Here is a 25,154-nt window from a genome sequence, read left to right as displayed (position 1 = left end):
CAATCCCAAGTCTCCTTGGCTAATGGAAGAGGAATATGGTTAGGAAGAAAAGAAGAAATAAACGTTGATTCCTTTATTCGTATAATAAAAACAACGGCTCGCGAATATCGGTTCGCTCTACAACGTCATCGATCATTTTCGTTAATTCATCAATCCAGTCCTCGCCGAACACTTTTTGCGACAGCAGCGCTATCCTTGCGAATGCCTTTGGCGGCAGCGGCTGGCCGCGCTCCGCAAAGCGGGCAAGACATTGGGAATATAGCGCATCGACGCCGCCTGTTTCATGCGGAATTTCCGGAACAACACCTTTTCCGCCCACCCGCCGCTCGCGGATGAAAAAGCGGATCGCCACGACTTTCCTGCCGCTTTTCACTTCTTTATACGCAAACGCCAGGTCCGTCTTCGCCGAGATTTCCTTTTGCGCCGGAGCAAGGACTCTTTTTTTGAAATTATGGTATTCGAGATACTTGTCGGTCGCGCCTACCATTTTCCGCAGATCATCGAGCGGAATTTCCACGTCGTTTATAAATTGCCATCTTTTCAAAATTTCATAGATGCGGATCGAATAGCCGCTTTTCAATTCCATCACAATTTTCAAGCGATATGTCGTGAATTCTTTTTTCAGCTGAAGCAAATACGGCTTCAGCCGCGGGTCAAGACAAGTTTTCAGATGTAATGTAAATTATCATTGTATTTCTGCATTAAAATACTTTATTTTTGCAAATTCCTTCGGAATCCCTCTCTCCCCTTACCCAAAAAAATATTCTAAATTTTTTAGTTACGGTGGAGAGACATGACCATGATTCACATTCATGACTTTGAGGTGAACGTAGAAACTTACGCTCAATGTATCACGTCTTCTATTTTCCTTTACCCACTAAGGGAGTCACGGATTTTTATCGTGGACTTGCCCTTGGATTAGGAAAAAGAACCAAAATACCGAAAGATCGGCCTATTTTATCAAATTCAATAAGGTATTAAGCTCATGTACAGCGAAAGAAGGATTGCTCCCGTCTTCATTTTGTATGAAATGCATCTGGCCAAAGATGCGTTCCTGTTCCTGTAGGGTATCACGATTTTGTTCAATTTTCAAATGGATTCGACGAATCCCTATGTTATTGGATTTTATCCAGACTCCCCCATTTACAAACGAGACTTGGGCTGAACCACCATCGGCCATTGAGCCAGCGAATCATCATACAGTATTACATGAAGCTACTAACCAAAAAGGAAGTCGGAGCGTATATCGAACGGAAAATGTTTTTGTACAGCTGCCAGCAGATCGACGAGGAAATTGTCCGTATAGCAACAGAAGAACATTTTTACTAAGGAAGTGGGCGAATAGTAGCTTCCTTTCGTTTCAAAAGAATGTGCAAATCATACGAGATACTGTGCAAAATCTAAAATAACTCGCAAAGATTGCGCGCTATTTTTATATATATGCTCATTGAAAAGTTAACCTTCGTATAAGTGGTTCCCACTCCGGTTATACTGCTCCTAAGGAAAAGCATGGAAAAGGAGCGGAATTCTGCATGAAACGTCTCAAAATCACCAACGATCACGGATGGACACCTCGGACACTTCGCAAACAGGAACGGAAAATCAAAAACACCCTTCTTCGCCAACGGGTGATGGCGGTTCGCCTGGTCATGGAAGGCTATTTGGGCAAAGAGGTGGCCTCCATGGTCAACGTGTGCCGACAAACCGTTTCCCATTATGTGTCGCTGTTCAACGAAGGCGGTCTGGAGCTCTTGCTTCATCGGGATTTCGCCCCCGGGCGGGAGCCGTTTCTCACCGAAGAACAGCAGGAAGAGATCAAACAGCTTGTGTTGACCACCACTCCCGTAGAACTGGGCTGGGACGTCGCTTCGGCGTGGAACACCAAACTCCTGCAATCCTATGTCGAAAAGCACTTCGGTGTTTGCATTTCCCGCGAAGCGTTGCGAAAACTCCTGCACCGCAAAGGGCTGTCGTGGACACGGCCGACCTACACATTGGCCAAAGGCGATCCGGATCGACAAAAGAATTTTGAGAAACAGATCGACTTCATAAAAAAAACTTAATGGATCCTGATTCGGTCTTGTTGTACCTTGATGAAACACATATCCGCTCTTACCATGTCTTGCGGTCCACATGGTCGGCAGTCGGCCGCCAAAAACAAGTGCCGACGTTCGGCCATCATGCCCACGTATCGCTGTTTGGCGCGGTCAACATCCACGATGGCGAAACGGTGCTTCATCAAACGACCGCTGCCAATGCCGCGACGTTCTTGGATTTCTTGAGAATGCTCAAAGAGCGCTATCCGGACCGTCTCATGGTCTTGGTGTTGGATAACGCCCGCATTCACCATGCCAAAATGGTCAAGGAGTTTTTGCGGGAAGAAGGGCAGTGTTTTCACTTTATTTACCTTCCTCCCTATTCGCCACAGCTGAACCCGATCGAACGCTTATGGAAATGGCTGAAAGATACGGTGATTGCCAATGTATTTCACAAGGATCGCAACGATATCATTCAAGCCATTACTCGGTTTGTCAACTACATCCACGAACGTCCGGAGGAAGTGCTGCAGCGCTTAGGGTGTGCAGGATGACTGAGAAGTTAACTCTTCATGTTGCATGTATATAGATTTTGAACTGAAATAATAATTTGAAAAAGGTAGTCCAAAATAATGTGCTAATTATATCATCATTTTTAATCTTAATTTTTGTAAGATATCTTTTTCAACATGATACACACCTTGACCATTAGTATAGCTTAATTCATGTTCTAATTTGTTTATCAAACTTTTTGCTCCTTTCACATCCCCCTTTAAATACTTAATGATGGCAAGGGAACGATTATAAGCATATGAATCTAATTTTGATACTCCTTTAAATAATTTATCTATTTCTTCTAAGTTTTTTTCATTGTTTTCATATAAAAATTTATAGAGTATGTATAAACTGTTAAAATTACCTTTGATAAATTTATTTTCCTTTGTAAGTGGTTCATTTATGATTGGCTGTATACTTGAAAAAACCTGTTCCACATGACCAATGTCAAAATAATAATAAAAAAGAAATGTATAGATCATATGATTTTCTAGCGGATTTTTTTCTTTAATGATTTCCTTACACTTTTCAATCAGATCTTTATCCCATTCCATAGGTCTTTTTGAACTAAACATTTCACTAAGTATTTGAAATTTTAAAATCTGTAAACCCGCTTGTTCCCTGTCTTTAAATAATAAAAATATATTTCCTCCGTCGTTTACTTCCCCTTTTGTAATCGGAAATGAGGTGGCTATAAATATCATAATGTTTAAAATGGAACACCATAGCATAAAATCGTTCTGATAAATCTTCCCAATCATAAAAAATACAAGAAATGCTATCAAACTAAACAAAGGGCCTCCCAGCAAAAATAATCCCCATTTTGCTTTTATTGTAGAAAAAATTGCAACGGTAGGGGTTACAAAAGAAACTCCACCGAAATAAATCCAATGTTTATTTTCACGTATTCTTAATTTTCCTTGCACTTTTTCAATTAAAAAGGGACCAAAAGTAAAAAAATGGAAATTAAATCTACACAATAACGCAAATATCACATGTCCTAATTCGTGCAAAAAAATAGCAATAATCAAACAAATGCCCAAAATCCATATATCGAAAATAGTCGATGCTAATGATGGAAATAATTTAGTAACTATCAAGGAAATAAAGAATATAATTAGAAGTAAAATACTAGGTCTATAAATTATATTTTGCATTGAAATCCTCCCTAACATATTCTGATTAACAAGTTATTCATGAAAAGGCGGCTCGTTTTTTCCCACTCCAGGCGGCAATGCGATGAATACTTGGCAGACAAATACATGTCCTTTTGTAGTGCATGGCTCGAGCACAATCAACCAAACAAGCCCTCAACTTTTTCGTTCGTGTCGATATTCATTTTCCTGCACTTTCATGGTTTCCCGAAGCCAGCCCAGCCCATAAAACGAGATCGTCCGCGGAAAAGAACGACTCATATCGGTGTCGATTTCCGCAAGAATTTGTCCCGCACTCTGCCGGTTTACTCCTGGAATCTTATCGATGAGCTCCAGATCTTTATCAAAAGGGCGCATTCACTCCTCAATCTTTTGATCGAATCAGGCAATCGCTTCATCCAAATATTCCACTGTCGCAGTTGTTCAGCTAACATCATTCGCTGATGGGAAGAGAGGAGTCCTTTCCACACGCTCTGGAGCTCTTCGCTTTTTTTCAGCCGCCTTTTAACCAATTGAGCCAACACTTTTGGATCATCGGTGCCTTGAATCAGTGCCCGAATCATCTTCTGTGCGGAAACCCCACTGATTTCTGACACCACTGAGGATAACTTGATTTTCGCTCCTTCGAGTACTTTTTGAATGCGATGGAGTTGTCGTGTCCGTTCCTCGATGGAACTGCGACGATAGCGGATCCATTCCTGCCACTCCCATGCGCATGGTTGGGAATGCAACTTCCTCTTAATATCCATTGACGTAATAAGTCCACGATCCATTCCGCATCTTTGACACCGGTCTTTCGTCCTGGAAACATTTTAATATGTTGAGTATTGACACCAACATCTCGATAGATTTATTTTCCAACAGATTACAGTTGCAAGGAGATACTTCGACTGGATTCGTTTTCATCCTTTCGATGGTAACGAATTTTTCTGTTATGGGGGCCTATGTAAATTTTGTAATTAAATATAAAGAGCGATAAACCAAAACTTTAATAAAAGATGTTCTTATAGAAAGTTGCGTAGCTTTTCAATCACTCTATTAAAAAATGTTCGTGTTTTCCACTAGGAGACTGAATATTCAATCTCCTAGTGGATAAATAAAATTATTAAAGTACAATTATAAAATCTCATACAAGATTATACTCCAATTTATCTAGGTATTCTTGGAAAGTGTTGCAGTTATACATTCCGCTATTTTTCCAATATAAAAATTCTGCATGGTTTTCTGATTGGTTACTAATAATATATTTCATTGTCTGAAAAACAGCTTCCAAATCTTCGTTACTTTTTACTTTAAGATTACCAGTGAGATATTCATTTATAATTTTAGCGCATTTCTCACGTTCATAAATATCAGGTTCTTTAACACTAAAGATACTTATTCTTCCAACTACTAATACCCCTAAATATCTAAAAATCTTTTCCAAATAGTCAATAACGAAATGTGCTCCATTGCTAGATGCTGAAGCAATAACTAAACCTGGTTTACCAGCTAGTCTAAGAAGATGACACCAATAACTTATTCTATCAATGAATGTTTTTGTATCTCCTGAAACATTATGAGAGTATACAGGACTTGATAATATTAGAAAATCAGCTTCCAGCATCTTAGCTTTTAATAAAGCCATATCATCGTTTTCTATTTTATCCTGATTACAAAATCCTTTATTGAAACAGTTTTTACATCCTAGGGAATTATATATGTTTGTATTATAAGCTGTAAAAATATTAAACTCTCAGGCGTGTTGATTATCCAATAAAATCCAAAGGGTATAGAAAAAAGAGCACCTTTCCTGTAGAATGTGAGTAGCGACACAAACAAACCCAGGAGGTGCTCTCTATGAACAAGCATACCACACTCCCGAATTTGATGCAAAAACTTGTTTCGGATGAAGAGATTCAACTGATTGCCGAAGCGGTTGGGTATCGTGATTCGTCTCGAACCTTTACGTTGCGCGAGTTGATTCACTTCTTCCTGCTGGCCGCCATGCATCAATGGAAAAGCTTTCGCCACGGAGCCGATGTGGGGCCTCTGTATGGATTGCCGCGATTCCATTATTCAACTGTATCCAAGAAAGCGAAAGAAGTTCCCTATGACATCATGAAACGCTTGTTGGCGTTGATCATTTCCAAGTGCAACCGCCAAACCCGCCGCTCGCTTCGGTTTCCCAAACCGCTTCGGGTGGTGGATTCGACGACCGTCACGGTCGGGAAAAACCGCCTGCCATGGGCGCCGTATCACGGCGAACGCGCCGGAGTGAAGCTGCACGTCGCGTATTCGCCGGAATCCTCGTTGCCGGCAGACGTGGTGGAAACCATCGGACTGCGTCATGATGGCCCGGTGGGAGAACAGTTGACGAACGCTCAACAAGTGCTGGTGGAAGACCGGGCGTATTTCAAAATCGAACGCCTCGATCGATTTGTGGAGCAGCATCAGCTCTTTGTCATTCGGATGAAGGACAACATCGAACTTCATCAGAAAAAAAGCTTGAAACGCCTTTCCAGCACATCCTCATCGGTTCAAGCCGACTTCACGTGCCAGTTGGGGACGAAACAATGCCGCTCCACCAAGCGTCACCGGGTGGTGATCTTTCGAGATGCGAATGGCCGCGACATTCGGGTCGTGACGAACCTCTTCCATGCGTCTGCGGAAACCATTGCCGACATGTACCAACAACGTTGGACTGTTGAGGTCTTTTTCCGTTGGGTGAAGCAATATCTGAATGTCCCGACCTTGTTTGGCACGACGGAAAATGCGGTATACAACCAACTGTTTGCGGCGTTCATCGCGTATGTGTTGCTGCGATGGCTGTATGATCAAACCAAAAAACAGACGAACGTCTCTCTTTCCTTCATTTCGTTCGTTCGCCGTTTTTTCTCTGGGCAGCTTCCTCTCGATTGGAAATCCGGGATGGCCGCTGCTTTGTTTGAGTATGCCCAAATTTATGGAAGGCGTATGTCTAATTTTGGATAATCAACACTCGTGTTAAACTCTATTTCAATATCATCATTTTTATATTTTAGTACGTCTTTTTTTAGATTATTAATATAATGGATAAGTTGAGAGTTTTCATTCCTTGTCCCTACATATGCAAAAATTTTCTTTTTCATATAAAAACCCTCTCATATGAAGATTGTTTTGTCTTACCTTGTTTCTCCAAATTGTGATACGGGTACCTTCTATCCGCGTGATCAATGAAGTCCTATTGAAGATGAAAGAGATCCACCTTTGTCATAGATGGCAATCCGATTTGCCTTTTAGCACAACACTTTCTATCCAGCACAGTATTACACTTGATGCGAAGCAGGTCATTGCTCATTAGCCCCCTAATGAATTTGGACACTCGATAAGGTGTTTTTTATAATCGAAGTGACCAAATGAAGGGGGCTTTTGATATTACATGAAACGAAGAAAACATTCGAAGGAATTTAAGCTACAAGTGGTGAAAGAAGCATTAGAAGTCGGAAATAAAGCATTGGTAGCTAGAAGATACGAGCTTAGCCCGAATCTTGTGCAAAGATGGGTGAAGGCATATGAAGAAGGAAAACTAGGACAAGAAATGGTTTCCTCTCCCTCTTCAGCTGAAATCAAACGGCTGGAGGAAGAAAACGAGCAGCTCAAGAAGCTATTAGGGGAAAAAGATTTAGAAATCGCGATTTTGCGTGATTTGATAAAAAAGAAGAACCTTCACTTACTGAAAAATTGGAAGTAGCCGAGCAGTGGATCAAGAAAAGATATCCGATTACAAAAGTATTGGAGATTCTAGAAATCAATCGCTCAACCTACTATTATCAGCAGAACGGAAAAGTCGAGAAGAAAACAGTAGGTGGGGGACGTCCAACACCCGGCTACTCTCTAACGGCAACTGGCGAAAAAGTGTCAGACGAACAAATCCAAGAATGGCTCTCTGAGCTTGTGATGGGAGAAGGATTTGCCTACGGATATCGAAAGCTGACCATTCAGTTAAGAAGAGACCATCAGCTTGTGATCAGTAAGAAAAAAGTATATCGATTGTGTAAAGCGATGGACTTACTACGTCCGCAGCGAGAGAAACGGATTCCATATCCGAAGAAACTCGCTCGAAATCGCATTATTACAGGCTCGAATCAGTTATGGGAAATGGATGTGAAATATGGATATATCGAAGGAGAAGAACGCTTTTTCTTTGTTTTGTCGCTCATCGATGTGTATGACCGTTCGGTAATTGATTACCATATTGGGTTGAGTTGTTCAGGAAGCGATGCCGTAAAGACGCTTCAAAGAGCGTTATTCAAGCGTCAGCAATTTGAACAGGCAAATAAACCTGTGATTCGGACAGACAACGGCCCGCAATTTATTTCTCATGCCTTTGAAGCTGCCTGTGAGCGATTTGGAATCGAACATGAACGGATTCCACCACGGACGCCGAATATGAATGCGCATATGGAAGCGTTTCATCGTTTACTGGAGGAGGAATGTCTAGGAAGAATGGCGTTTGACAGCTATGAAGAAGCTTATCAAGCCGTGATGGAGTACATGAAATTTTATAACGAGCGAAGGATTCATTCGAGTATTCTCGATCTTCCACCGCATGAATTTTACAAAAAAGCGCAAACGGAATCGTTAATCATCAAAGAAGTTCGCGTATAAGGCAAGAGGATTTTGTCTTCTTGCCAAGAAAAAACGAGAAATTTTGAGAATAACCTAAAATTAAGATAGGATGTGTCCAAATTTAGGGGGTCAATCCGGGGGAGTTCAAACTTTACAAGTAAAAGGAGTTTTTTAAATGGAATATATATACTTACTTGTTTTACCAATAATAGGTGTTTTGTGGTTTTTAAATTTAGCAAGCTTTTTAAAAAATTTAAACAGTAATGGAAACACACTTAATCAAACAATACTAGGTGCCGTATTAACCTTTATCTTTATTTTTCTATTTATGTACGGATTTTTAGGAACACATTAATATTCAATCATCCGCCTATACAAAAAAGATTGAACTACCCCCACTTACCGGCTAATGCCGGTGGAAGTGGGGGATTCTTGTTTCCTTTGGTCATTGTTACCCGAGTTCGACAGTTTGAGGCCCATTTTAGGCAAATGAAAATGCCAGAAATGCCGTTATATCAAGGGTTTAGCGGTGGTTAACCTAGGAAAAAACGCCGAATTTCATAGGCACACGCTTTATAATTTAATCCTTTTAATATAAAGTTTTTTTGTTTATAATATAGACATGTACATTCGATGGGTAACCGTGGTTACTGTCAATGTACCATCAATTGGAGGATTGCATCTATGCTCACGTGCTTCTCCACGGTCTAATCCTCCTCTTGATCCGAATCGAGAGTAAAATCGTGGCCGAAAGTAAGAGACAAATGTCAGCGCTCCACGTTAGGACATTTTTCTTCAAAATATCGTGACCTCTATCAGTGTACAAAGATCACGACCAAACAAAGGAAAACCTCTGTGGCTCTAGGGCTGGAGCCTCCTCTGAAGATCCTAGACATTCATCCTCGCTCCTAGATACACGCTAGAAGTATGCCCAATTGCCTCTCAGCCCTTCTGTATCAAGGGCTGGGAGGCGATTTGTTTGCCTAGTCACTGTCGAACTCGGGTGTTACTCAAAGATCTCAAGAATCCCCCTCCATTCATTATCTAAAATAGACCAATGCTTCCGATAAGGAGCATCTTTCGAAATATATTTTTTAAGCACCTTTGGTGCTTTCAGACTGTTGACAAAATGGGTTTCAGACGAATGTCTGAAACCCATTTTGTTCCATAAATAGACTATGTTTTCAAAAAAAGTGGGTAGGATGGGAAGCCATGCAAAGGAAAAGAAAGGGCGGTGCTTCGCCTTCCATAGGTAATTCGCCAGTTTTTTTAAATTCATGGCAGCACAAACAAGCATCGCCTGCGCCTCATTTTTTTCCAATCCCCGGTAATGCGTCCAGCGCAGACCATGCTTCTCTTTCATATCGGCGAAATCCCGTTCAATCGTCTCTTTTCGGAGGGCATAGAGTTCCCGGTATTCCGGAACATACCGCAAATGCTCTGCTTCTTCATAGTAGTCCTGCCATACGTGGCGAGTGACTACTTTGGTGTAGCTCTTGCTTTGCGTGCACTGATGAAGATACGGACAGCTTCGGCACACCGCCGGGTCCGATTTGTATTCCCGGTACCCTTCCCGATTCGTAGTAGAGTAAGATAGAACTTGATCATTGGGGCATAGATAACAATCAAAATATTCGTCATACACAAAATCTGATTTCCGAAAGAATCCATCTTTTGTTTTCGGGCGAGTGTACGGCCAAATCGGCTTTACCCCTTGTTCGAGTAAATACTTGGCAATGGCAGGAGTTTTATATCCTGCGTCTACACACACGGCTTCCGGACATGATTGGATTTCCCGTTTCACTCGTTCGAACAGCACAAAAAACGCTTGACTGTCATGGACGTTGGCTGCCGTCACGTAGGTCTGTAGAATCCATCCGTTGCGATCACAAGCTGTATGATACGAATAGGCAAACACTCGCTCCCGTTCATTTTTCACCAACAGTCCGCTCTCCGGATCCGTTTTGCTTACTTTTACTTCCCGTTTTTTTTTTTCTCAGATGGCAACGGCGATTTTCCATGAGCGATCCGATCCCGTTCGATTTCTTTTTCGAGTTCCTGTTGGTAGGCTTTGGCTTCGACTTCTGCCATTTCCGTTGTAAACTTCTTTTTATTGGCGCTTGCTTTGACATGAGTGGAGTCTACGTACAAGACACTCGAATCTACCAATCCGTGTTCAAAGGCTTCTTTTAAAATCCGTGAAAAAATTTGATGGAATACATCCGTTCCAGCGAAACGACGCGCATAGTTTTTACTTGGCGTCGAGTGATGAGGAACGGGATCATGAAGACTAAGTCCTAAAAACCAACGGTAGGCGACGTTGGTTCGGATTTGTTCGACGGTTTCACGCATGGAGCGAATCCCAAATACATACTGAATCAAATACATTTTAAACAACATCACTGGATCAATGCTCGGACGTCCATGATCAGGAGAGTAGAGATCTTTCACCACATCATAGATAAAAGAAAAATCAATGGCCGCATCCAGCTTTCTTACCAAGTGATCCTCTGGAACCAGATCATCCAGTTTCACCGTGGTTTCGGTATAGCGCCCATCTTCTTGGTGTGGCCGAAGCATCGTTCCTTTCCTCCATTTCTCCCTCGTCTTACCTTCATAATAAAACAGCTTGTCGACTTTGTCGACAAGCTGAAGCTAAGCAACGTGTTGCTTAGCTTTTCAAGGTGTTGAAAAAGTCAGACGTCAAGAAAAAGCTCATGAGGAGGGTGAACTTTTTCTTTTCTTTTTCTCTTCCATTTGGTAGGTGACCATATTGTTGGATTGATCGCAATTTGGTCCACTTTTTGAGGTTTTGGATCATGGCGGTGATCCAAACCTGAATTTGTACTTGCTGGACTCCACGGTATCGTGTGAAACGAAGACCGTGGAGTTCTTTGCTTTCGGCGAAACTTCGCTCAATGGTCGATGGACGTACCGATCGCAACACTTTTCCTCTCATCGATCATCGTTGTTTCCGCATCTGTTCGTAGATATCTTGATGAACGGAAACTCGAAATACACGATCCTTTGCGCCTGTTGCGTCAGGACATCCCACACAACTTCCTTTTACGGCTGGTTTGTACTCATGATATCCAGAACGGGTGGACGTCGAATAGGTGAACTTTACGCCAAAGGGACACGCATCCACATCGTCTGTCTGTGACTTGTTGGAACTTTGCGGAACGACAATCGGGATGTTCCTTTCGGTGAAAACGTCGATACGATATATACGCCAAAATCCCTTTTTTCTCTCATTCTCTTGCTAGTCGGGCGTTATCATAGCCAGCGTCTAACACGATTTCCTTGAGAGAATATCCTACTTGATGTTCAACCCGCTCGATTCGCCCCATCAAAATCCGATGGCCAGGCACGGTGGCGGCCGTTACGTAAGCGTCCAAAATAAAATGATGCAAGGTGTCAACGATTCGATGATCGTGGAACGCAAAGAGACCGCGCGGATCGTGTTTAACCGATAACTCAGCATCTGGATCTGTGGTGCTACAGATCATCCTTTTGGTTGCCAGCTTCTCTGCTTTGGGAGCGAACGGTTTTTTTCCATGATGTTGTCGTTTTTCATTGACCAGTTGTAACACGCCCTCATCTTCTTTCACCACCATCGTCTGAATCACTTGGATGCGTTTTTGTTTATTGGTATTCGCTTTTTCACTCTGTTTCATCCGCTGCCCACGTATCCGGAGACAAGAAACCATCTTCTTGAATCCATTGAAGGACATGACCAAATAACGCTTCCCATACACCAGGATCGACCCGATGGCGAAGAAACTTGGAAACGCTGGAGTGGCAAGAGACTTTCTCGGTGGCGGAAATGCTTAAAAACCAGCGATACGTGGCGTGTTGCTGGATTTGTTTACAGGTAAACCGAACGGATCGAAACCCTTCTAGATATTGAATCATGAGGATTTTTACAAAAATCAACGGATCCATCGTGGAGCGACCAATGGTACTTGGATAAAACGGTTCAAGTAACTGATATACACTGTTTCAATCCATCCATTTATCGATGGGAACCAAGATATGGTTCGGATCAGATGATGTATAAAATTTTGTGTAAAGCATTTTGCTAGACCAAAAGAAAAAAGGTAGGGTATTCTCTGATTTGGACCAAAACATTCCAGAGAAAGGAGAACCCTACCTATGTCTAAAAGAAGTATACCGAATGTAGACTGGGCAAATCAACTGGAAAGTGTTATTCGTCAGTTTGTAAAGGAAAAATTAGAACTGATCATGCGGGAAGAAATTAAAAATTTCCTCGAAATTGAACAGGCTGGAACGTCGAATATGAGAAACGGCTACTATCAGAGAAATCTAGATACGCAATACGGTCGGATTGAAGGTCTTTTGGTCCCTAGAGACCGAAACGGAGAATTTCAAACGCAGCTGTTTGCCCCTTACCAACGCCACACGGGCTGGCTGGAGGAAGCCATCATCAGGATGTACCAAAGTGGCATGAGCACGCGTGAAATTGGCAAGTTTATCGAACGAATTCTAGGAAGCACCTATTCTCCTGCGACGATCAGCCGGATTACCGATGTCGTGAAGGAAGACATCGAGAAATGGCACGCTCGTCCACTACACCAGCGTTATTCGGTCTTATATTTGGACGGCTTGTACGTGAAACTTCGCCGGGATACGGTAGAGAAAGAAGTTATTTATGTGGTATTGGGGGTGAACGAAGAAGGGTATCGTGAAATTCTTGATTTCTTCGTAGGAGGACAAGAAAGCGCCTATGTATGGCAGGAGATTCTCCAACAGCTCTACAAAAGAGGCGTCAAGGAAGTGCTTCTTGGCGTCTTCGATGGCCTTCCGGGGTTGGAGGAAGCCTTTAAGGCGGTGTATCCGAAAGCCGATGTGCAGCGCTGTGTCGTGCACAAAGTCCGCAACACCCTCAGCCGTGTTCGGAAAAAAGATCAATTCGAAATGGCGGAGGACCTGAAACTCATTTATCGTTCTCCGAATAAAGAAATCGCATTGGAGATGTTTCAACAGTTTCAATCCAAATGGTCTCACAAATACCCAAGGGAAGTCCAATCTTGGGCAAATGAGTTGGATGTCCTTCTCACCTTTATGGACTATCCAAGCAGTATTCGAAGTGTGATTTATACGACCAATGCCATCGAACGAACGATCAAGGAGATTCGGAAACGCCTAAAACCGATGAACAGTTTGAGCAGTTTAGAAGCCGCTGAAAAAGTCGTATATTTGACGATACAGGACTTTAACGAGAAATGGGCAGGGCGAAAGTTGCGAGGATTTGCCGAAGCGCAAGAAGCCCTTCAACGAATGTTTGAAGAACGTTATTGTTAACCAAATATTGTAAATAAACAAAATAAGGGGATTTTCCCTTTCCGCACAAGAGACTGAATATTCAGTCTCCTGTGTGGAGAAAATCAGTCCCCTATCAATTCAAATCCATTTCAGAGAAACCCTACCCCATTACATTACACAAAATTCTTGACGGTACCTCGGATCATACATGGATTCATAAGTTTGACGATTTTGTTGAATCTCTACGTTCGATTGGTAGTAGTACATAAGTGGTTTCTCCTCATCAGTTGTTTTCTCAACATATATCATAAAAAAAACGGTTTTGTCCCTTGACAAAATCGTTTTTCAACAGTCTGATTGCCTCTTGTCAATGATCACCGACAAGAGGCCATTCTGATTTCTAATGAGAGTAGCAACTCATATATTTCACAATCAAAGCCTTAGATGCAGATTACTGTCCTTCGACCCTCGCTATGCTCATCTTGTTTGTCAAAAACAGTGCAGGCAGAATGCTAATTACCATGAAGATTAAGCTTGTGATAAAACCTGCGTGATAAGCGCCGGCAAAGTTGGCTGCTGTAGCCTCCTTCACATTTAGAGCGTTGCTGACCACCGTTGCCAAAATGGCGGAACCAAAGGCGGCTCCAACGTTTTGGATGATGCGGGTGGCAACGCTGGCTGCTGGGACTTGCAGCTTTTGGAGCCCTACGTAAGAATCACTCATCACAGGGACCGTGATCCCTCCGACGCCTATTCCTCGTACAAACAGTACCAACCATATGAGCCATTGCGACGTGTCGGCATCAAAGAATACAAATGGAAGTGTCCCGATGATGGTTATGGCAATGGAAGGCAGTACTACATACCGTGCCCCGAGCTTATCCGTCATTTTACCGATCAAAGGCCGTGTGACCAGCATTCCCACACCTTGGGGAATCAGCCAAAGTGCCGCTGTAATGACGTTGAGCTCAAGTACATTTTGAAAAAACATCGGGAAGAGAAGCATAGGCCCATTGGTGGCAAATCCGGCTAAAAACAGTGAAAGAAACGCAGCACTGAAATTTTTTGATTTGAACAGATCCAGTGGTATCAATGCTTGATCCTTTCTCTTCGACGCATAAAGCAAGTATGCCACCAACGAGATAGCGCCAATGCCGAATGCCAGGATGCCAGTTGCTCGCGTGTTCTGTGCCCTAATCTCCGTCACGCCAAAGACAACCATTCCAGATAACATGGCCAGCAACAGAATCCCTATCCAGTCCAGTTTTGCAGATTTATTCATTGCCTCGAACTTCGGCAATTTCCATTGTGCGATGAGTAATGCTATGCCCCCTATAGGAAGGTTTACAAAAAACAACCAATGCCACGATAAGTGCTGTAAAATGAATCCTCCGATAACCGGTCCGGCAATAGGGCCAAAAACCACCGGAATACCGACAACGGACATGACACGGCCCAGGTTTTCACTGCCAGCAGCTTGTACAACCAAAGTCGTCAGCGCTGGGATTATGATGCCGGAAGCGAGCCCCTGCAGCATACGAAATGCGATTAAGCTCTGCATATCCCATGCAAGACCGCAAAGAAGCGAGCTGATTAAGAACAGTCCCAATGCAACCATGTATACTTTCTTGCCATCATATTTTTGCATCAGCCAACCGGAAAGCGGGACTGCCATCCCCAAAGCGAGAACATATCCAGTCACCACCCATTGCGTAACCGCAAAGGTGGTTGAGAACGCTTTGGCTAAATCGTTCACCGCAATATTGATGATCGTGGAGTCCAACATAGGCAGAATTGCACCAAGCACCAAAATCCACGCGATGCTAATCATTCCTTTTGGTAATTTTTCTTTTCCCATATTTCCATCTCCTATTTTTAATTAAGGTACATATTGTACCTTAATTAGTATAAATGATTTAAAAATAAGGTTCAATATGTACCTTAAAATTTTTTTTAAATTATGATATAATGTTTTCCGATTTTTGCTGAAATATAAGCTTGAAAAACTCGTGTTGGCAAACACTTTGCGGAGAGATGGTGAATGAAATGAACGATGCGAGCAAGAATGTGCGTAGACGAGGAGACGCACTGATCGAAAGCATTTATAACGCCACGATAGAGTTGATCAAAAAAGTCGGTTATACCAATCTTACTTTTCAGCAAATCGCACATGCTGCGAAAACCAGCCGTACTGTCTTATACCGGCGATGGAATACAAAATTTGACCTAATCCATGAAATCATGGAATATAAAACGAAGAACGCGCTCGGCGGGGAATTGATTGATAAGATCGAGGACACAGGAAGCCTGCGTGGTGACTTGTTGCAGTTGCTTACCCTCTATCAAAGCATTTATACAGAGGGTGGGCTTGAAATAATGAATGCGATTTTATTTGAGATAGGACAAGACAGCGAAAAATTGTCGAAGATTGAAACTAACGCTAGAAATAAAAATATCTTGGTCATGCGTAAACTGCTTGGGTTCGCAAAAAACCGGGGAGAAAAAATAAAAGAGGTCAGCGACGCGACACTGACCTTGCCTTTTGACCTCATCCGAGTAGAAAATCTCCTGCGCAGAGAGACTATGGATGCAAAACGTCTTGAGTTATTGGTTGATGAAATATTGCTTCCGGTTTTTCTTGCTTAACGAAAATATGATTGCTGTTTTATGAAATCAAGGGAGTCAGTGAATTATAATAAAAATCAGTTGCCTTTAGTAAAAGTTTTTTGATCCGTGACCATGTATGGGTCGAATGTCTACCTCTTGCCTAATGAAACAAACCGTTATGTCATTACAGGTTACCTCAAGAACCAAAGTGCACTGACGATGGCCCACTTGATATCTCTATCCAGAAAGACCGGCAGAGCTAAACAAATATCAAAGTGCCTGAAACGAAGGAATCTAATTTTTCGTCTGATCAGGCACTTTTTACTTTAATAAAAATCCCTAAATAAGGAAGATCAAGCAGTGACACAGGTACCATAAAAGGGACCTTTTTCATACAGATTTTGATGAACAACCATTATCCTTGTTTCCATTTATGAATATCTTGTTAAAATCAACTTCGCAACCGTCTCCACATGCGCCGTATGCGGGAACATGTCGACCGGTTGAATGTAGTCGACGCGATACGCCCTAGCCAAGGTATCAAGATCACGGGCAAGGCTGGATGGGTTGCATGAGACGTAGACGACCGTTTGCGGGCGGACGCGAAGGATCGTCTCAAGCAGCGCTCGGTCGCAGCCGACGCGGGGCGGGTCGACGATGACGACGTCCGGCTTCCATCCTTGTTTCACCCATTTTGGCAGCCAATATTCCGCTTTTCCGACCACATAATGCGTGTTCTCAAAGCCGTGTTTTTTGGCGTTTTTCTTTGCATCTTCGATTGCTTCCGGAATCGTATCCATGCCGCGCACTTCTTTGGCGTCGCGAGCGAGCCAAAGACCGATCGTGCCGACGCCGCAATAGGCATCAACGATCCTCTCTGTTCCGGTGAGAGCGGATGCCTTTTTCACTTCATCGTACAATTTCACCGTTTGGATGGGATTAAGCTGGAAAAAGGCGCGCGCGGAGAGCTCAAATGACAAATCGCCGAGCGTTTCTTGAATGTATTCATCTCCTGCTAGCACTTCTGTCTCGTCGCCGAAAATGAGCGAGGTTTTTTCGCCGTTTATGTTTTGCACGATCGATTTCACTTCTGGAAGACGGCGACGAATTTCGTCAATGAGCAGCTCTTTGCGCGGAATATCTTTCGTCGCCGTGACAAGAACGATCTGGATGTCCCCCGTATGAAAGCCAACGCGGGCGACGATCGTCCGTACGACGCCTGTTCTTGTCCGCTCATTGTAAATGGGGATGCGCAAATCTTGCAAAATCGTTTTGACAATGTTGGTCACGCGCGTCGTTTGTGGGTGTTGGACGCGACATTCCGACAAGTCGATGAGCCGGTGTGAGTTCAGGCCGTACAGCCCGGCGAGCACCTTTCCTTTTTTCACTCCGACTTGAAACTGGCTTTTGTTTCGGTAATGCCACGGATCGTTCATCCCGATCGTCGGGCGGATGTCAATTTTGTCGACATCGAGACGACGGACGTGACGACGCAACGCTTGGATGACAATGTCACGCTTCGCTTCAAGCTGCGCCTCGTACGACAAGTGCTGCAGCTGGCAGCCGCCGCACTGGTTATAGAGCGGGCATGACGGCGTGACGCGGTGAGACGAGCGCTTTCGGATGCGTTTGATTTTCGCCTCAGCATAGGTAGGGTGAATGTCTGTCGCCTCAACGATCACTTCCTCACCTGGCAAGGCGCCGGGGACAAAGACAACTTGTTTTTGAAAATAACCGACCCCTTCACCGTTAATGCCGATGCGCTGAATCGTCAGCGGAAATTGATCGCCTTTTTGAATCTTTACCTTCGTTTGTTGCTTTGTCATATCAGTCCCTCTCATTCAATACTTCTCCACAAATAAAGAGCCGCATAACTCGTGTACGGCTTCCATCGTTCGCCGAGCAATGCCAGCTCGCTAGCAGTCGGCCGCTTCGGAAGCTGAAAAAGTCGTTCAACCGCCCGCTGCAAGCCAATATCAGCCGGCGGAAAGACGTTCGGACGGCCAAGCCCAAACAGGAGAAAATTTTGCACGGTCCATGGCCCGATGCCTCGTATGGCGGTCAACCGCTCCATCACTTCACCGTCTTCCATTTGCTCGAGGTCATCAAGTCGCAGCGTTCCGTCGGCAATCAGACGCGACACATCAACGATATACTCCGCCTTCCGCCTGCTCAGCTGTAAGGCGCGCAAGTCATCATACGAGCGGGCGGCGATATCTTCTGGGCGCGGGTAAAACCAAACGCCGTCCCGTTCCTCACCGAACGTTTTGACAAACCGTTCTGTAAGTCGATAGCCCACTTTGAGATGAAGTTGCTGATGGATGAAACATTTCATCAGGCAAAAATACAAATCGAAATCAAGCACTAATGGCAGCCCCTCATAACGGGCAAACAGCGGCGCCAGCTCGGTCGTGCGGAAATGATCGTACACCGGGGCAAGCGGCGTCTGCCATTGGAATAAATGGGAGACGCGCTCAAGAATGTCTTCTTGCCGATTGGAATGCGGTGCCAAAACAACAAAACGGGGGGCTTCTTTTGTGCCGATGCTTTCAATTACGACCGGTATCTTTAAGCCGTCAAGATGAAGCGGCACGGTGATGCGCTGTCGCTCTACGTCAACCGCCATCAGCGGATCTAACGAAAGCCGGTCGAGCACATGGGCAAAATCATACGGCGCAGGCACGGTGATCGTTCGTTTCCACATTGTCCTCACCTTTTTCGTTGGTCCGTGCCCTTATTATAACGAAAAACGCCCCGCCAAACCAACGAATCGGACAAAGCAGCCGCATACGATTCAGTTGGAAAGGCAGGGACAAACGCCTCATCTCCAAACACTTCGCTCCATATGTGATTATAAAGCGCCTTATGGGCGAAACAGCCACGGATGGAGTCCCATCTTTTTCCCCATCAGCTCATCTAAGCTGGCAAACGTATACCCTTGTTTGCGCAAGTCATCGATCACTTTGGGCAGCGCGTCGGCGTTATCTTTCGAGACAGAGTGCAAAAGCACAATCGCACCTGGATGGATTTGTTTCATCATTTGGTCGTACGCATATCGCCACCCTCGCTGGCGATCGGTTTGCCAATCGACGAAGGCAAGCGACCAAAAAACATGATAATAGCCTAGGTCGCGGGCGAGGGACAACGTCCGTTCACTAAAAATGCCGCGCGGCGGACGAAGGTACACCATCCCTTTTTGCCCGGTCAATTCCTCTGTCTTTTCTTTGACTTTTTCCAGCTCCTCACGCAGCCGCTCATCACTTACTGTCGTCAAATCAGGGTGATGCCACGAATGGTTGCCGATGATGTGCCCTTCCGCAGCCATTCGTTTCACCAAATCAGGTGCGGTTTGCAAGTAATGGCCCGTGACAAAAAAAGTAGCCGGCACTTGTTTTTCTTTTAACACATCTAAAATTTTTGCCGTATAGCCGTTTTCATAGCCGTTATCAAACGTTAAATACACTGTTTTTTCACTCGTATCGCCTAAATAAAAAGCATCGTACTTCGCCAACAGTTCATCAAGCTCTTTCCCCGCTGACGGGGGTTCATGGTTTTCACTCCGCTTGAATCCCCAATGGATCGGCGCATTGCTTGCCGCTAAAGCGGGGGTGGGAACGAGTGCGATTATGAACACGAGGGAAAGAAGCCATTTCATGCGCAGAGTTCCTCCTTAGCCACCGTCTTTTTCCTTTTTCTTATTGTTTTCCCTCGCCAACGCTTTACGCGCGCCATTTTTTACAAAAAAGCCCCAAAAGCGCATACAAAACACGCTTTTGGGGCCAAGCCATCTTTTCACTAGCCATTCGGTTGCAGTTGCTTCTTCACGTTTATTTGAACACCGGCTCTTTGAATTGGGCCAGCTTTTCCAACGATGATTTTTCAACATCCTCGTGCAAGCTGTTGCCGTGCGAGTCCATCGTGACGACAGCAGTGAAATTTTCAACGCGCAAATGCCACATGGCTTCTGGAATGCCGAATTCCATCAAATCGACGCCTTCTACCGATTGGATACAGTCAGCGTAATATTGAGCTGCACCGCCGATGGCATTTAAGTAGACACCGCCATGCTCTTTTAAGGCCTGCAATGTTTTCGCACCCATGCCGCCTTTGCCAATGACAGCGCGAACGCCGAATTTTTTCATAATGTCACCTTGGTACGGCTCCTCACGGATGCTTGTCGTTGGACCTGCCGCTTTGACATGCCAACGGCCTTCTTCATCTTTTAACATGACCGGACCGCAATGGTAAATGATTTGCCCATTCAAATCGACCGGAGCATCATGGTCCATTAAATATTTATGAATGGCGTCGCGTCCCGTATAAATCATGCCGCTGATGCGGACAACATCGCCGACACGAAGCTGGCGCACTTGTTCTTCAGATAGCGGCGGAACAAGATCGATGACGCGCGTCTCCCCTTGTTCAAGCGCCGCAGCGGCTTCTGCTTTTTCAAGTTCTTTGGTCAAATCAATATCCTCGCCATCTTGGTATAGCCATTCCATGATTTCGCCGGTTTGCGGGTCGATTTTCACGCCCATACGGCGGAACGCCCAACAGTTGTAGGCAACGGACACGAAGAAGCTCGCCGGGATGCGGTGCATAACGCCGATTTTACAGCCAAGCAATGTCGATTCACCGCCAAATCCCATCGTACCGATGCCGAGCTTATTGGCGTTTTCCATAATGTATTCTTCAAGTTGGCGCAGCTCTTCAATCGGGTTGACATCATCGACCGGACGGAACAGCTGCTCTTTGGCAAGCTCATAGCCGGATGAGCGGTCGCCGCCAATGCCGACACCGATAAAACCAGCGCTGCATCCTTGCCCTTGTGCTTGGTACACCGCATGCAAAATGCATTTGCGAATGCCGTCAAGGTCGCGTCCGGCGCGGCCGAGGCCTTCGAGTTCACACGGAAGGCTGTATTGAATGTTTTTGTTTTCACAGCCGCCGCCTTTCAAAATTAAGCGGACGTCAATGTAATCGTTTTCCCATTGTTCAAATTTAATGACTGGTACGCCTTCTCCTAAGTTGTCGCCGCTGTTTTTGCCAGTGAGCGAATCGACCGAGTTCGGACGCAGCTTGCCGTTTTTCGTCGCTTCGACAACGGCGGCACGGATCGCTTTTTTCATTTCAATTTGATTCACGCCGACTGGAACTTTGATTTTAAATGTGGGCAAACCGGTGTCTTGACAGATCGGTGAAACGTTTTCATCAGCCATTTGAATGTTCTCAACGATTGTATCGAGCGCCATAGCTGCACGTGTCCCCAGATTTTCACGCACTTTTGCCTGAGCGATTGCTCGACGAACGTCTTTAGGCAACTTCGTCGACGTCTCGACGATTAAGTCATACATGCTTTGCTGGAATTTGTCCATTTCCGTTCAACGCCCCTTCCCCTGTTCATCCAATTGTCCAATCTTCCTTTATTATACTCCCTTTTTCCTTGTTGTGTAAAAAATCTTTATTTTCCACAACATGATGGCCGCACCATCGTCATACAAATGGAATGTATAAGAAACGAGCCAAAACGATTGACAAGCGTGAAGACGGAGGCTGATAATGGACGGTGGGATTTTAAATGGAAAAAGGAGAAGAAGGCCATGCGTTCATCGACAATGCCGGCGATTACACCGGCATATGACCCGTGGGAGGCATATGTCGATATTGAAGAATACGGGAAACTTGAGTTGACCAATATTGAGTTGACCACAACGACACTTTGCAATATGCGCTGTGAACATTGCGCCGTAGGCTATACATTGGCAACGAAAGATCCGGATGCGTTGCCGCTTGATTTATTGATCCGTCGTCTCGAAGAAATTCCGCATTTGCGTTCCTTAAGCATCACCGGCGGCGAACCGATGCTGTCGTTAACATCGGTGGAACGATACGTCGTTCCTCTGCTTCGCTATGCACACGAACGCGGGGTGCGGACGCAGCTCAATTCGAATTTAACGCTTGATTTAGCTCGCTATGAACGAATCATTCCGTATTTGGATGTGCTCCACATCTCCCACAACTGGGGGACGATCGACGATTTTGTCGACGGCGGCTTTGCCATGATGGAACGGAAACCGACGCGTGCCCAGCGTGAAAAATATTTCCAGCGTATGCTCGATAACGCGAAAGCGCTGGCGAAATCAGGGGTAATGGTGTCCGCAGAAACAATGATCAACAAGCGGACGGTTCGTCATTTGGAAACGATCCACCGCCAAGTCGTCGAGGAAATGGGCTGCCGGCGGCATGAAATTCATCCGATGTACCCGAGCGATTTTGCGGGTGCGCTTGAGACGTTAAGCTTAGAGGAGTTGCGCCAAGCGATCCATCATTTACTCGATATTCGTGATGAAAATGTGTGGATGTTGTTTGGCACGTTGCCGTTTTATCCATGCAGTGATAATGAAGACGATCTTCGCCTATTAAAGCGGCTGTATGAAAGCAAAAACGTCACCGTGCGCAACGACCCGGACGGCCGCTCGCGGCTTAACATCAACATTTTTACCGGTGATGTCATCGTTACCGATTTCGGTGATGAACCGCCACTTGGCAACATCATTCATGATTCGTTGCCGGACGTGTATCGCCAATGGCGCCGTTCGAAACTCGCTAACGAACTTCTTTGCCATTGTCCGGCCGCGCGTTGCCTCGGACCAAACGTGCTTGTCAAACAAACCTATTACCGCAATGTCGATTTTACAAAACGTTCGGCACGCGTTGCACGGTAAAAGAAACTTCGAACAAACAAAGTGCGGCCGATAGGTGTCATTCACGTGCATATAGCGGCATAAGAGAAGGTGTCCCATTACCTCTGGGACACCTTCGTTATCTTGGTTGGTCGCTGATAACATAAGACATGTATAGACGGTCTTGCACCGGAATCCATGCCCCGACCCCTCTTGTCGTCACGTTTTTGACAACGATTTTCTTTTTGTTCCCTTTCAAAACGATGTACACTTCGCCATACGTCACTTTTCCTTTTTCATTCACGGCCGGAGCATATGCATACAAATAGCCCATTTTTTTGGCCGGCACATTGTATGACTGGTCTTTTTTCGTACCAATTCCAACAACCGTGCTGAATGATAGCGGCAGCTTCGTTTTTTCCATCGCCTTATTTAACATCATCCGCTTCACCGCCTCTTCGTTCGGCACTTTTGCCGTCAATCCGCCGCGGATGTGCTTTTGCATTTCTTGTCTATAATATAACTTTTGCGCAGCCTCACCGCTGCGGTTATCGAGAAAATTCGTGTTGACCTTTTGATATTCCCAATTCGTGGATGTCTCAAGCGACTGGTAATTGAGTGGCCATTGGCCTAAATAAATCGTCGCCCGGTAGCCGACAGCCCAAGGGGTATTCGCCGCTGAGGATTCGTTAAAGAGATGGATCAATTCCGGATTCTCAATTTTTACGTTCGCTGATTTCAACAGCTGTTTCGTAAACGAACTTGGCTCTAAATGCGGCAAATCTTGCGTCGGGTTCGGATACGTATTTTCTTTTGATATATCGATCACCGTGCCAGGCGCCGGTTTGCCGGAAGCTGCCATTGTCGGAACCGTCGCCGCATAGAGAAGAAGCACGCCCGTCAATAAGGAAACGGCCCATTTTTTCATTACATTCGCTCCTTTCTTTTCCGTATTCACTGTTATTTTCTTTCAAAATACGTCCTTTATCCGTCGCGGTGAAAATTTCATCCTACTTTGGCACCTTATTTCCCCGCATCCGCCAAAAAAACACCCGGGCAGCGAATGCCCGGGTGCAATGACTACAGCAAGTAAAAGCCGATTCCCATAATCGTATATGCCGCTAACAGTGTTGCTCCCTCAAACCAGTTCGTATCCCCATCATTAGAGATCACGATCGTCAAAAGGACTGCAGCCCCCATCGCGATAAGCTCAGGAAGCGAAAAGACAAGCGGCATTTTTTCCGGAAACAAAAGTGAGACAAGCACAAGCACAGGAGCGACGAACATGGCGATTTGCAATGTCGATCCGACCGCGATTTCCACAGCGACATTCATTTTGTTTTTATACGCCATAATAATGGCGGAAGCGTGCTCAGCCGCATTACCGACGATCGCGACGATAATCACCCCAATAAACAACTCGCTCCAGCCGAACGATTCAGCAACTGTTTCAAATGTATGGACAAGCCGCTCCGATAAGTAAGCAACTGCCGCCGTCGCCAGCGCTAAAATAATAGTCGCTTTTCCTCTTCCCCATTCCGGTTCCTCATGTTCTTCCACTTCATCCGATTTATGCTGATAAACACCGCGGTGAGTGACGAGCCGGAAGTAAAGGGCGGCTAGATAAAGCAAAATCATAATGATTGAAATGCCGACGCTTAATACAAGCCGTTCGTCAGGTGCCATCTCCGCCGTGAACACTTCGGGGATAACGAACGCAACAAAAATGGCAAAGGTGAGCAGGCCCGCGTTATGACGAGCATCATAGATATTGAACTCTTGCCGTTTGTATTTCAGGCCGCCGACAAAAAACGATAACCCCGCCACTAAAAGCAAGTTCCCGAGCACTGAACCAGTCAAGGAAGCAAGCACCACATCAACGAGCCCGGCCCGCAAGGCAAAAATGGAGATAATAAGCTCCACTGCGTTGCCAAACGTAGCGTTCAAAAGTCCGCCGATGCGCGGTCCAGAGACGATCGCTAAACTCTCTGTCGCTCTCCCCATATAGCTGGCCAGAGCGACAATCGTTAAACAGTACAACACAAACATCAAAACGGTCGGCCAGTGGAGAAAGCCACCGATGACGGATACTGGCACGCCGATCCATGTCATCCACGCAAACAACTTGTTCATTCGTTTTCATTCCACCTTTCTTCGAAACGTTTTTCGTTGCATTGGCCATCATTCATATGTACGATGAATACGAACGATACATTGGTCCGTAAAAAAGCGCGGCCCTGTTC

21 protein-coding genes and 2 pseudogenes are annotated in these 25,154 nt (G+C 45.0%); 8 read left to right on the top strand and 15 right to left on the bottom strand.

The genetic code is table 11. The annotated features are described in order from the left end of the window. Positions 1–73: 73 nt before the first annotated feature. A complete protein-coding gene (locus NSQ22_RS02555) occupies positions 74–646 on the bottom strand; it encodes a replication initiation protein (RefSeq protein WP_223812949.1) in 573 nt (190 codons plus the stop codon). A gap of 182 nt (positions 647–828) precedes the next feature. Here NSQ22_RS02555 and NSQ22_RS02550 point away from each other — a divergent pair. The 3 genes and pseudogenes from NSQ22_RS02550 to NSQ22_RS02540 all read left to right on the top strand — a co-directional run. Continuing rightward, a pseudogene (locus NSQ22_RS02550) lies at positions 829–1,260 on the top strand (AAA family ATPase); the annotation flags it as partial. A 272-nt stretch (positions 1,261–1,532) separates the two neighbouring features. Then, the gene (locus tag NSQ22_RS02545) at positions 1,533–2,063 is read left to right on the top strand and encodes an IS630 family transposase (protein ID WP_014195313.1); all 531 of its coding nucleotides are present in this window, start codon (positions 1,533–1,535) and stop codon (positions 2,061–2,063) included. Then, a complete protein-coding gene (locus NSQ22_RS02540) occupies positions 2,063–2,590 on the top strand; it encodes an IS630 family transposase (protein ID WP_060476368.1) in 528 nt (175 codons plus the stop codon). Before NSQ22_RS02545 ends, NSQ22_RS02540 begins: the two co-directional genes overlap by 1 nt. 87 nt (positions 2,591–2,677) lie before the next feature. Here the strand turns inward: NSQ22_RS02540 and NSQ22_RS02535 are convergent, their stop codons facing one another. The 3 genes from NSQ22_RS02535 to NSQ22_RS02525 form a co-directional block, all read right to left on the bottom strand. Beyond that, complete coding sequence (locus tag NSQ22_RS02535; protein WP_087959863.1) at positions 2,678–3,748, bottom strand: M50 family metallopeptidase; 1,071 nt, start codon at positions 3,746–3,748, stop codon at positions 2,678–2,680. Positions 3,749–4,050: 302 nt separating this feature from the next. Beyond that, positions 4,051–4,518 carry a hypothetical protein gene (locus NSQ22_RS02530; RefSeq protein ID WP_087959862.1) on the bottom strand — a complete coding sequence of 156 codons (468 nt, stop codon included), beginning with the start codon at positions 4,516–4,518 and terminating at the stop codon, positions 4,051–4,053. Positions 4,519–4,871: 353 nt separating this feature from the next. After that, entirely contained in the window at positions 4,872–5,447 is a 576-nt protein-coding gene (locus tag NSQ22_RS02525; RefSeq protein WP_339264595.1) for an NAD(P)H-dependent oxidoreductase, read from the bottom strand. Between the two features lie 137 nt (positions 5,448–5,584). Here NSQ22_RS02525 and NSQ22_RS02520 point away from each other — a divergent pair, with 137 nt between their 5' ends. Together NSQ22_RS02520 and NSQ22_RS02515 are read left to right on the top strand one after the other, a co-directional pair. Continuing rightward, positions 5,585–6,718, top strand: a complete 1,134-nt coding sequence (locus tag NSQ22_RS02520) for an IS4-like element IS5377 family transposase (protein WP_015374614.1) — start codon at positions 5,585–5,587, stop codon at positions 6,716–6,718. A 427-nt stretch (positions 6,719–7,145) separates the two neighbouring features. Beyond that, positions 7,146–8,374, top strand: a protein-coding gene (locus NSQ22_RS02515; protein WP_099233002.1) for an IS3 family transposase whose coding sequence is annotated in 2 segments (ribosomal slippage) — positions 7,146–7,416 and positions 7,416–8,374 — 1,230 coding nt in all. Because the reading frame shifts where the segments join, the coding sequence is not laid out codon by codon here. Positions 8,375–9,341: 967 nt separating this feature from the next. Here the strand turns inward: NSQ22_RS02515 and NSQ22_RS02510 are convergent. From NSQ22_RS02510 to NSQ22_RS02495, 4 genes and pseudogenes are all read right to left on the bottom strand, one after another. Continuing rightward, positions 9,342–10,915: pseudogene (locus NSQ22_RS02510) on the bottom strand (IS1182 family transposase). A gap of 91 nt (positions 10,916–11,006) precedes the next feature. Beyond that, complete coding sequence (locus NSQ22_RS02505) at positions 11,007–11,294, bottom strand: transposase (RefSeq protein WP_223812810.1); 288 nt, start codon at positions 11,292–11,294, stop codon at positions 11,007–11,009. 292 nt (positions 11,295–11,586) lie between these two features. After that, a complete protein-coding gene (locus NSQ22_RS02500) occupies positions 11,587–12,012 on the bottom strand; it encodes a hypothetical protein (RefSeq protein WP_223812809.1) in 426 nt (141 codons plus the stop codon). Further along, positions 11,999–12,250: a transposase gene (locus tag NSQ22_RS02495; RefSeq protein WP_339264134.1), complete on the bottom strand. Its 252-nt coding sequence runs from the start codon at positions 12,248–12,250 to the stop codon at positions 11,999–12,001. The genes NSQ22_RS02500 and NSQ22_RS02495 overlap by 14 nt, the downstream gene beginning before the upstream one ends. 240 nt (positions 12,251–12,490) lie before the next feature. On the opposite strand from NSQ22_RS02495, the gene NSQ22_RS02490 reads away from it, so the two are divergent. Then, positions 12,491–13,660 carry an IS256 family transposase gene (locus NSQ22_RS02490; RefSeq protein ID WP_339264133.1) on the top strand — a complete coding sequence of 390 codons (1,170 nt, stop codon included), beginning with the start codon at positions 12,491–12,493 and terminating at the stop codon, positions 13,658–13,660. Positions 13,661–14,072: 412 nt separating this feature from the next. On the opposite strand, the gene NSQ22_RS02485 is transcribed toward NSQ22_RS02490, so the two are convergent. Next, entirely contained in the window at positions 14,073–15,479 is a 1,407-nt protein-coding gene (locus NSQ22_RS02485) for an MDR family MFS transporter (RefSeq protein WP_081157242.1), read from the bottom strand. A gap of 176 nt (positions 15,480–15,655) precedes the next feature. Between NSQ22_RS02485 and NSQ22_RS02480 the strand changes: the two genes are divergently transcribed. Then, the gene (locus NSQ22_RS02480; protein WP_311088783.1) at positions 15,656–16,267 is read left to right on the top strand and encodes a TetR/AcrR family transcriptional regulator; all 612 of its coding nucleotides are present in this window, start codon (positions 15,656–15,658) and stop codon (positions 16,265–16,267) included. A gap of 392 nt (positions 16,268–16,659) precedes the next feature. On the opposite strand, the gene rlmD is transcribed toward NSQ22_RS02480, so the two are convergent. The 4 genes from rlmD to NSQ22_RS02460 all read right to left on the bottom strand — a co-directional run bounded on the left by rlmD (position 16,660) and on the right by NSQ22_RS02460 (position 21,603). Continuing rightward, positions 16,660–18,054 carry a 23S rRNA (uracil(1939)-C(5))-methyltransferase RlmD gene (gene rlmD / locus NSQ22_RS02475; RefSeq protein ID WP_011886758.1) on the bottom strand — a complete coding sequence of 465 codons (1,395 nt, stop codon included), beginning with the start codon at positions 18,052–18,054 and terminating at the stop codon, positions 16,660–16,662. Between the two features lie 11 nt (positions 18,055–18,065). Continuing rightward, positions 18,066–18,932: a DNA-3-methyladenine glycosylase gene (locus tag NSQ22_RS02470; RefSeq protein ID WP_008881192.1), complete on the bottom strand. Its 867-nt coding sequence runs from the start codon at positions 18,930–18,932 to the stop codon at positions 18,066–18,068. A gap of 159 nt (positions 18,933–19,091) precedes the next feature. Further along, the gene (gene pdaA / locus NSQ22_RS02465) at positions 19,092–19,883 is read right to left on the bottom strand and encodes a delta-lactam-biosynthetic de-N-acetylase (RefSeq protein WP_008881193.1); all 792 of its coding nucleotides are present in this window, start codon (positions 19,881–19,883) and stop codon (positions 19,092–19,094) included. Positions 19,884–20,055: 172 nt separating this feature from the next. After that, positions 20,056–21,603: a fumarate hydratase gene (locus NSQ22_RS02460; RefSeq protein ID WP_008881194.1), complete on the bottom strand. Its 1,548-nt coding sequence runs from the start codon at positions 21,601–21,603 to the stop codon at positions 20,056–20,058. Between the two features lie 225 nt (positions 21,604–21,828). Here NSQ22_RS02460 and yfkAB point away from each other — a divergent pair, with 225 nt between their 5' ends. Further along, the gene (gene yfkAB / locus NSQ22_RS02455; protein WP_008881195.1) at positions 21,829–22,953 is read left to right on the top strand and encodes a radical SAM/CxCxxxxC motif protein YfkAB; all 1,125 of its coding nucleotides are present in this window, start codon (positions 21,829–21,831) and stop codon (positions 22,951–22,953) included. Positions 22,954–23,050: 97 nt separating this feature from the next. Here yfkAB and NSQ22_RS02450 read toward each other — a convergent pair whose 3' ends face one another. Together NSQ22_RS02450 and cax are read right to left on the bottom strand one after the other, a co-directional pair. Beyond that, complete coding sequence (locus NSQ22_RS02450) at positions 23,051–23,839, bottom strand: YfkD famly protein (protein ID WP_008881196.1); 789 nt, start codon at positions 23,837–23,839, stop codon at positions 23,051–23,053. A gap of 152 nt (positions 23,840–23,991) precedes the next feature. Further along, positions 23,992–25,044: a calcium/proton exchanger gene (gene cax, locus NSQ22_RS02445; RefSeq protein WP_008881197.1), complete on the bottom strand. Its 1,053-nt coding sequence runs from the start codon at positions 25,042–25,044 to the stop codon at positions 23,992–23,994. Positions 25,045–25,154: the final 110 nt, after the last annotated feature.

The sequence above is a fragment of the Geobacillus sp. FSL K6-3411 genome (assembly GCF_037965715.1).
GTDB lineage: Bacteria > Bacillota > Bacilli > Bacillales > Anoxybacillaceae > Geobacillus > Geobacillus thermodenitrificans.
The sequence above is the reverse complement of the archived record's forward strand: the minus strand, read 5'-3'. Positions and strand labels throughout refer to the sequence as shown.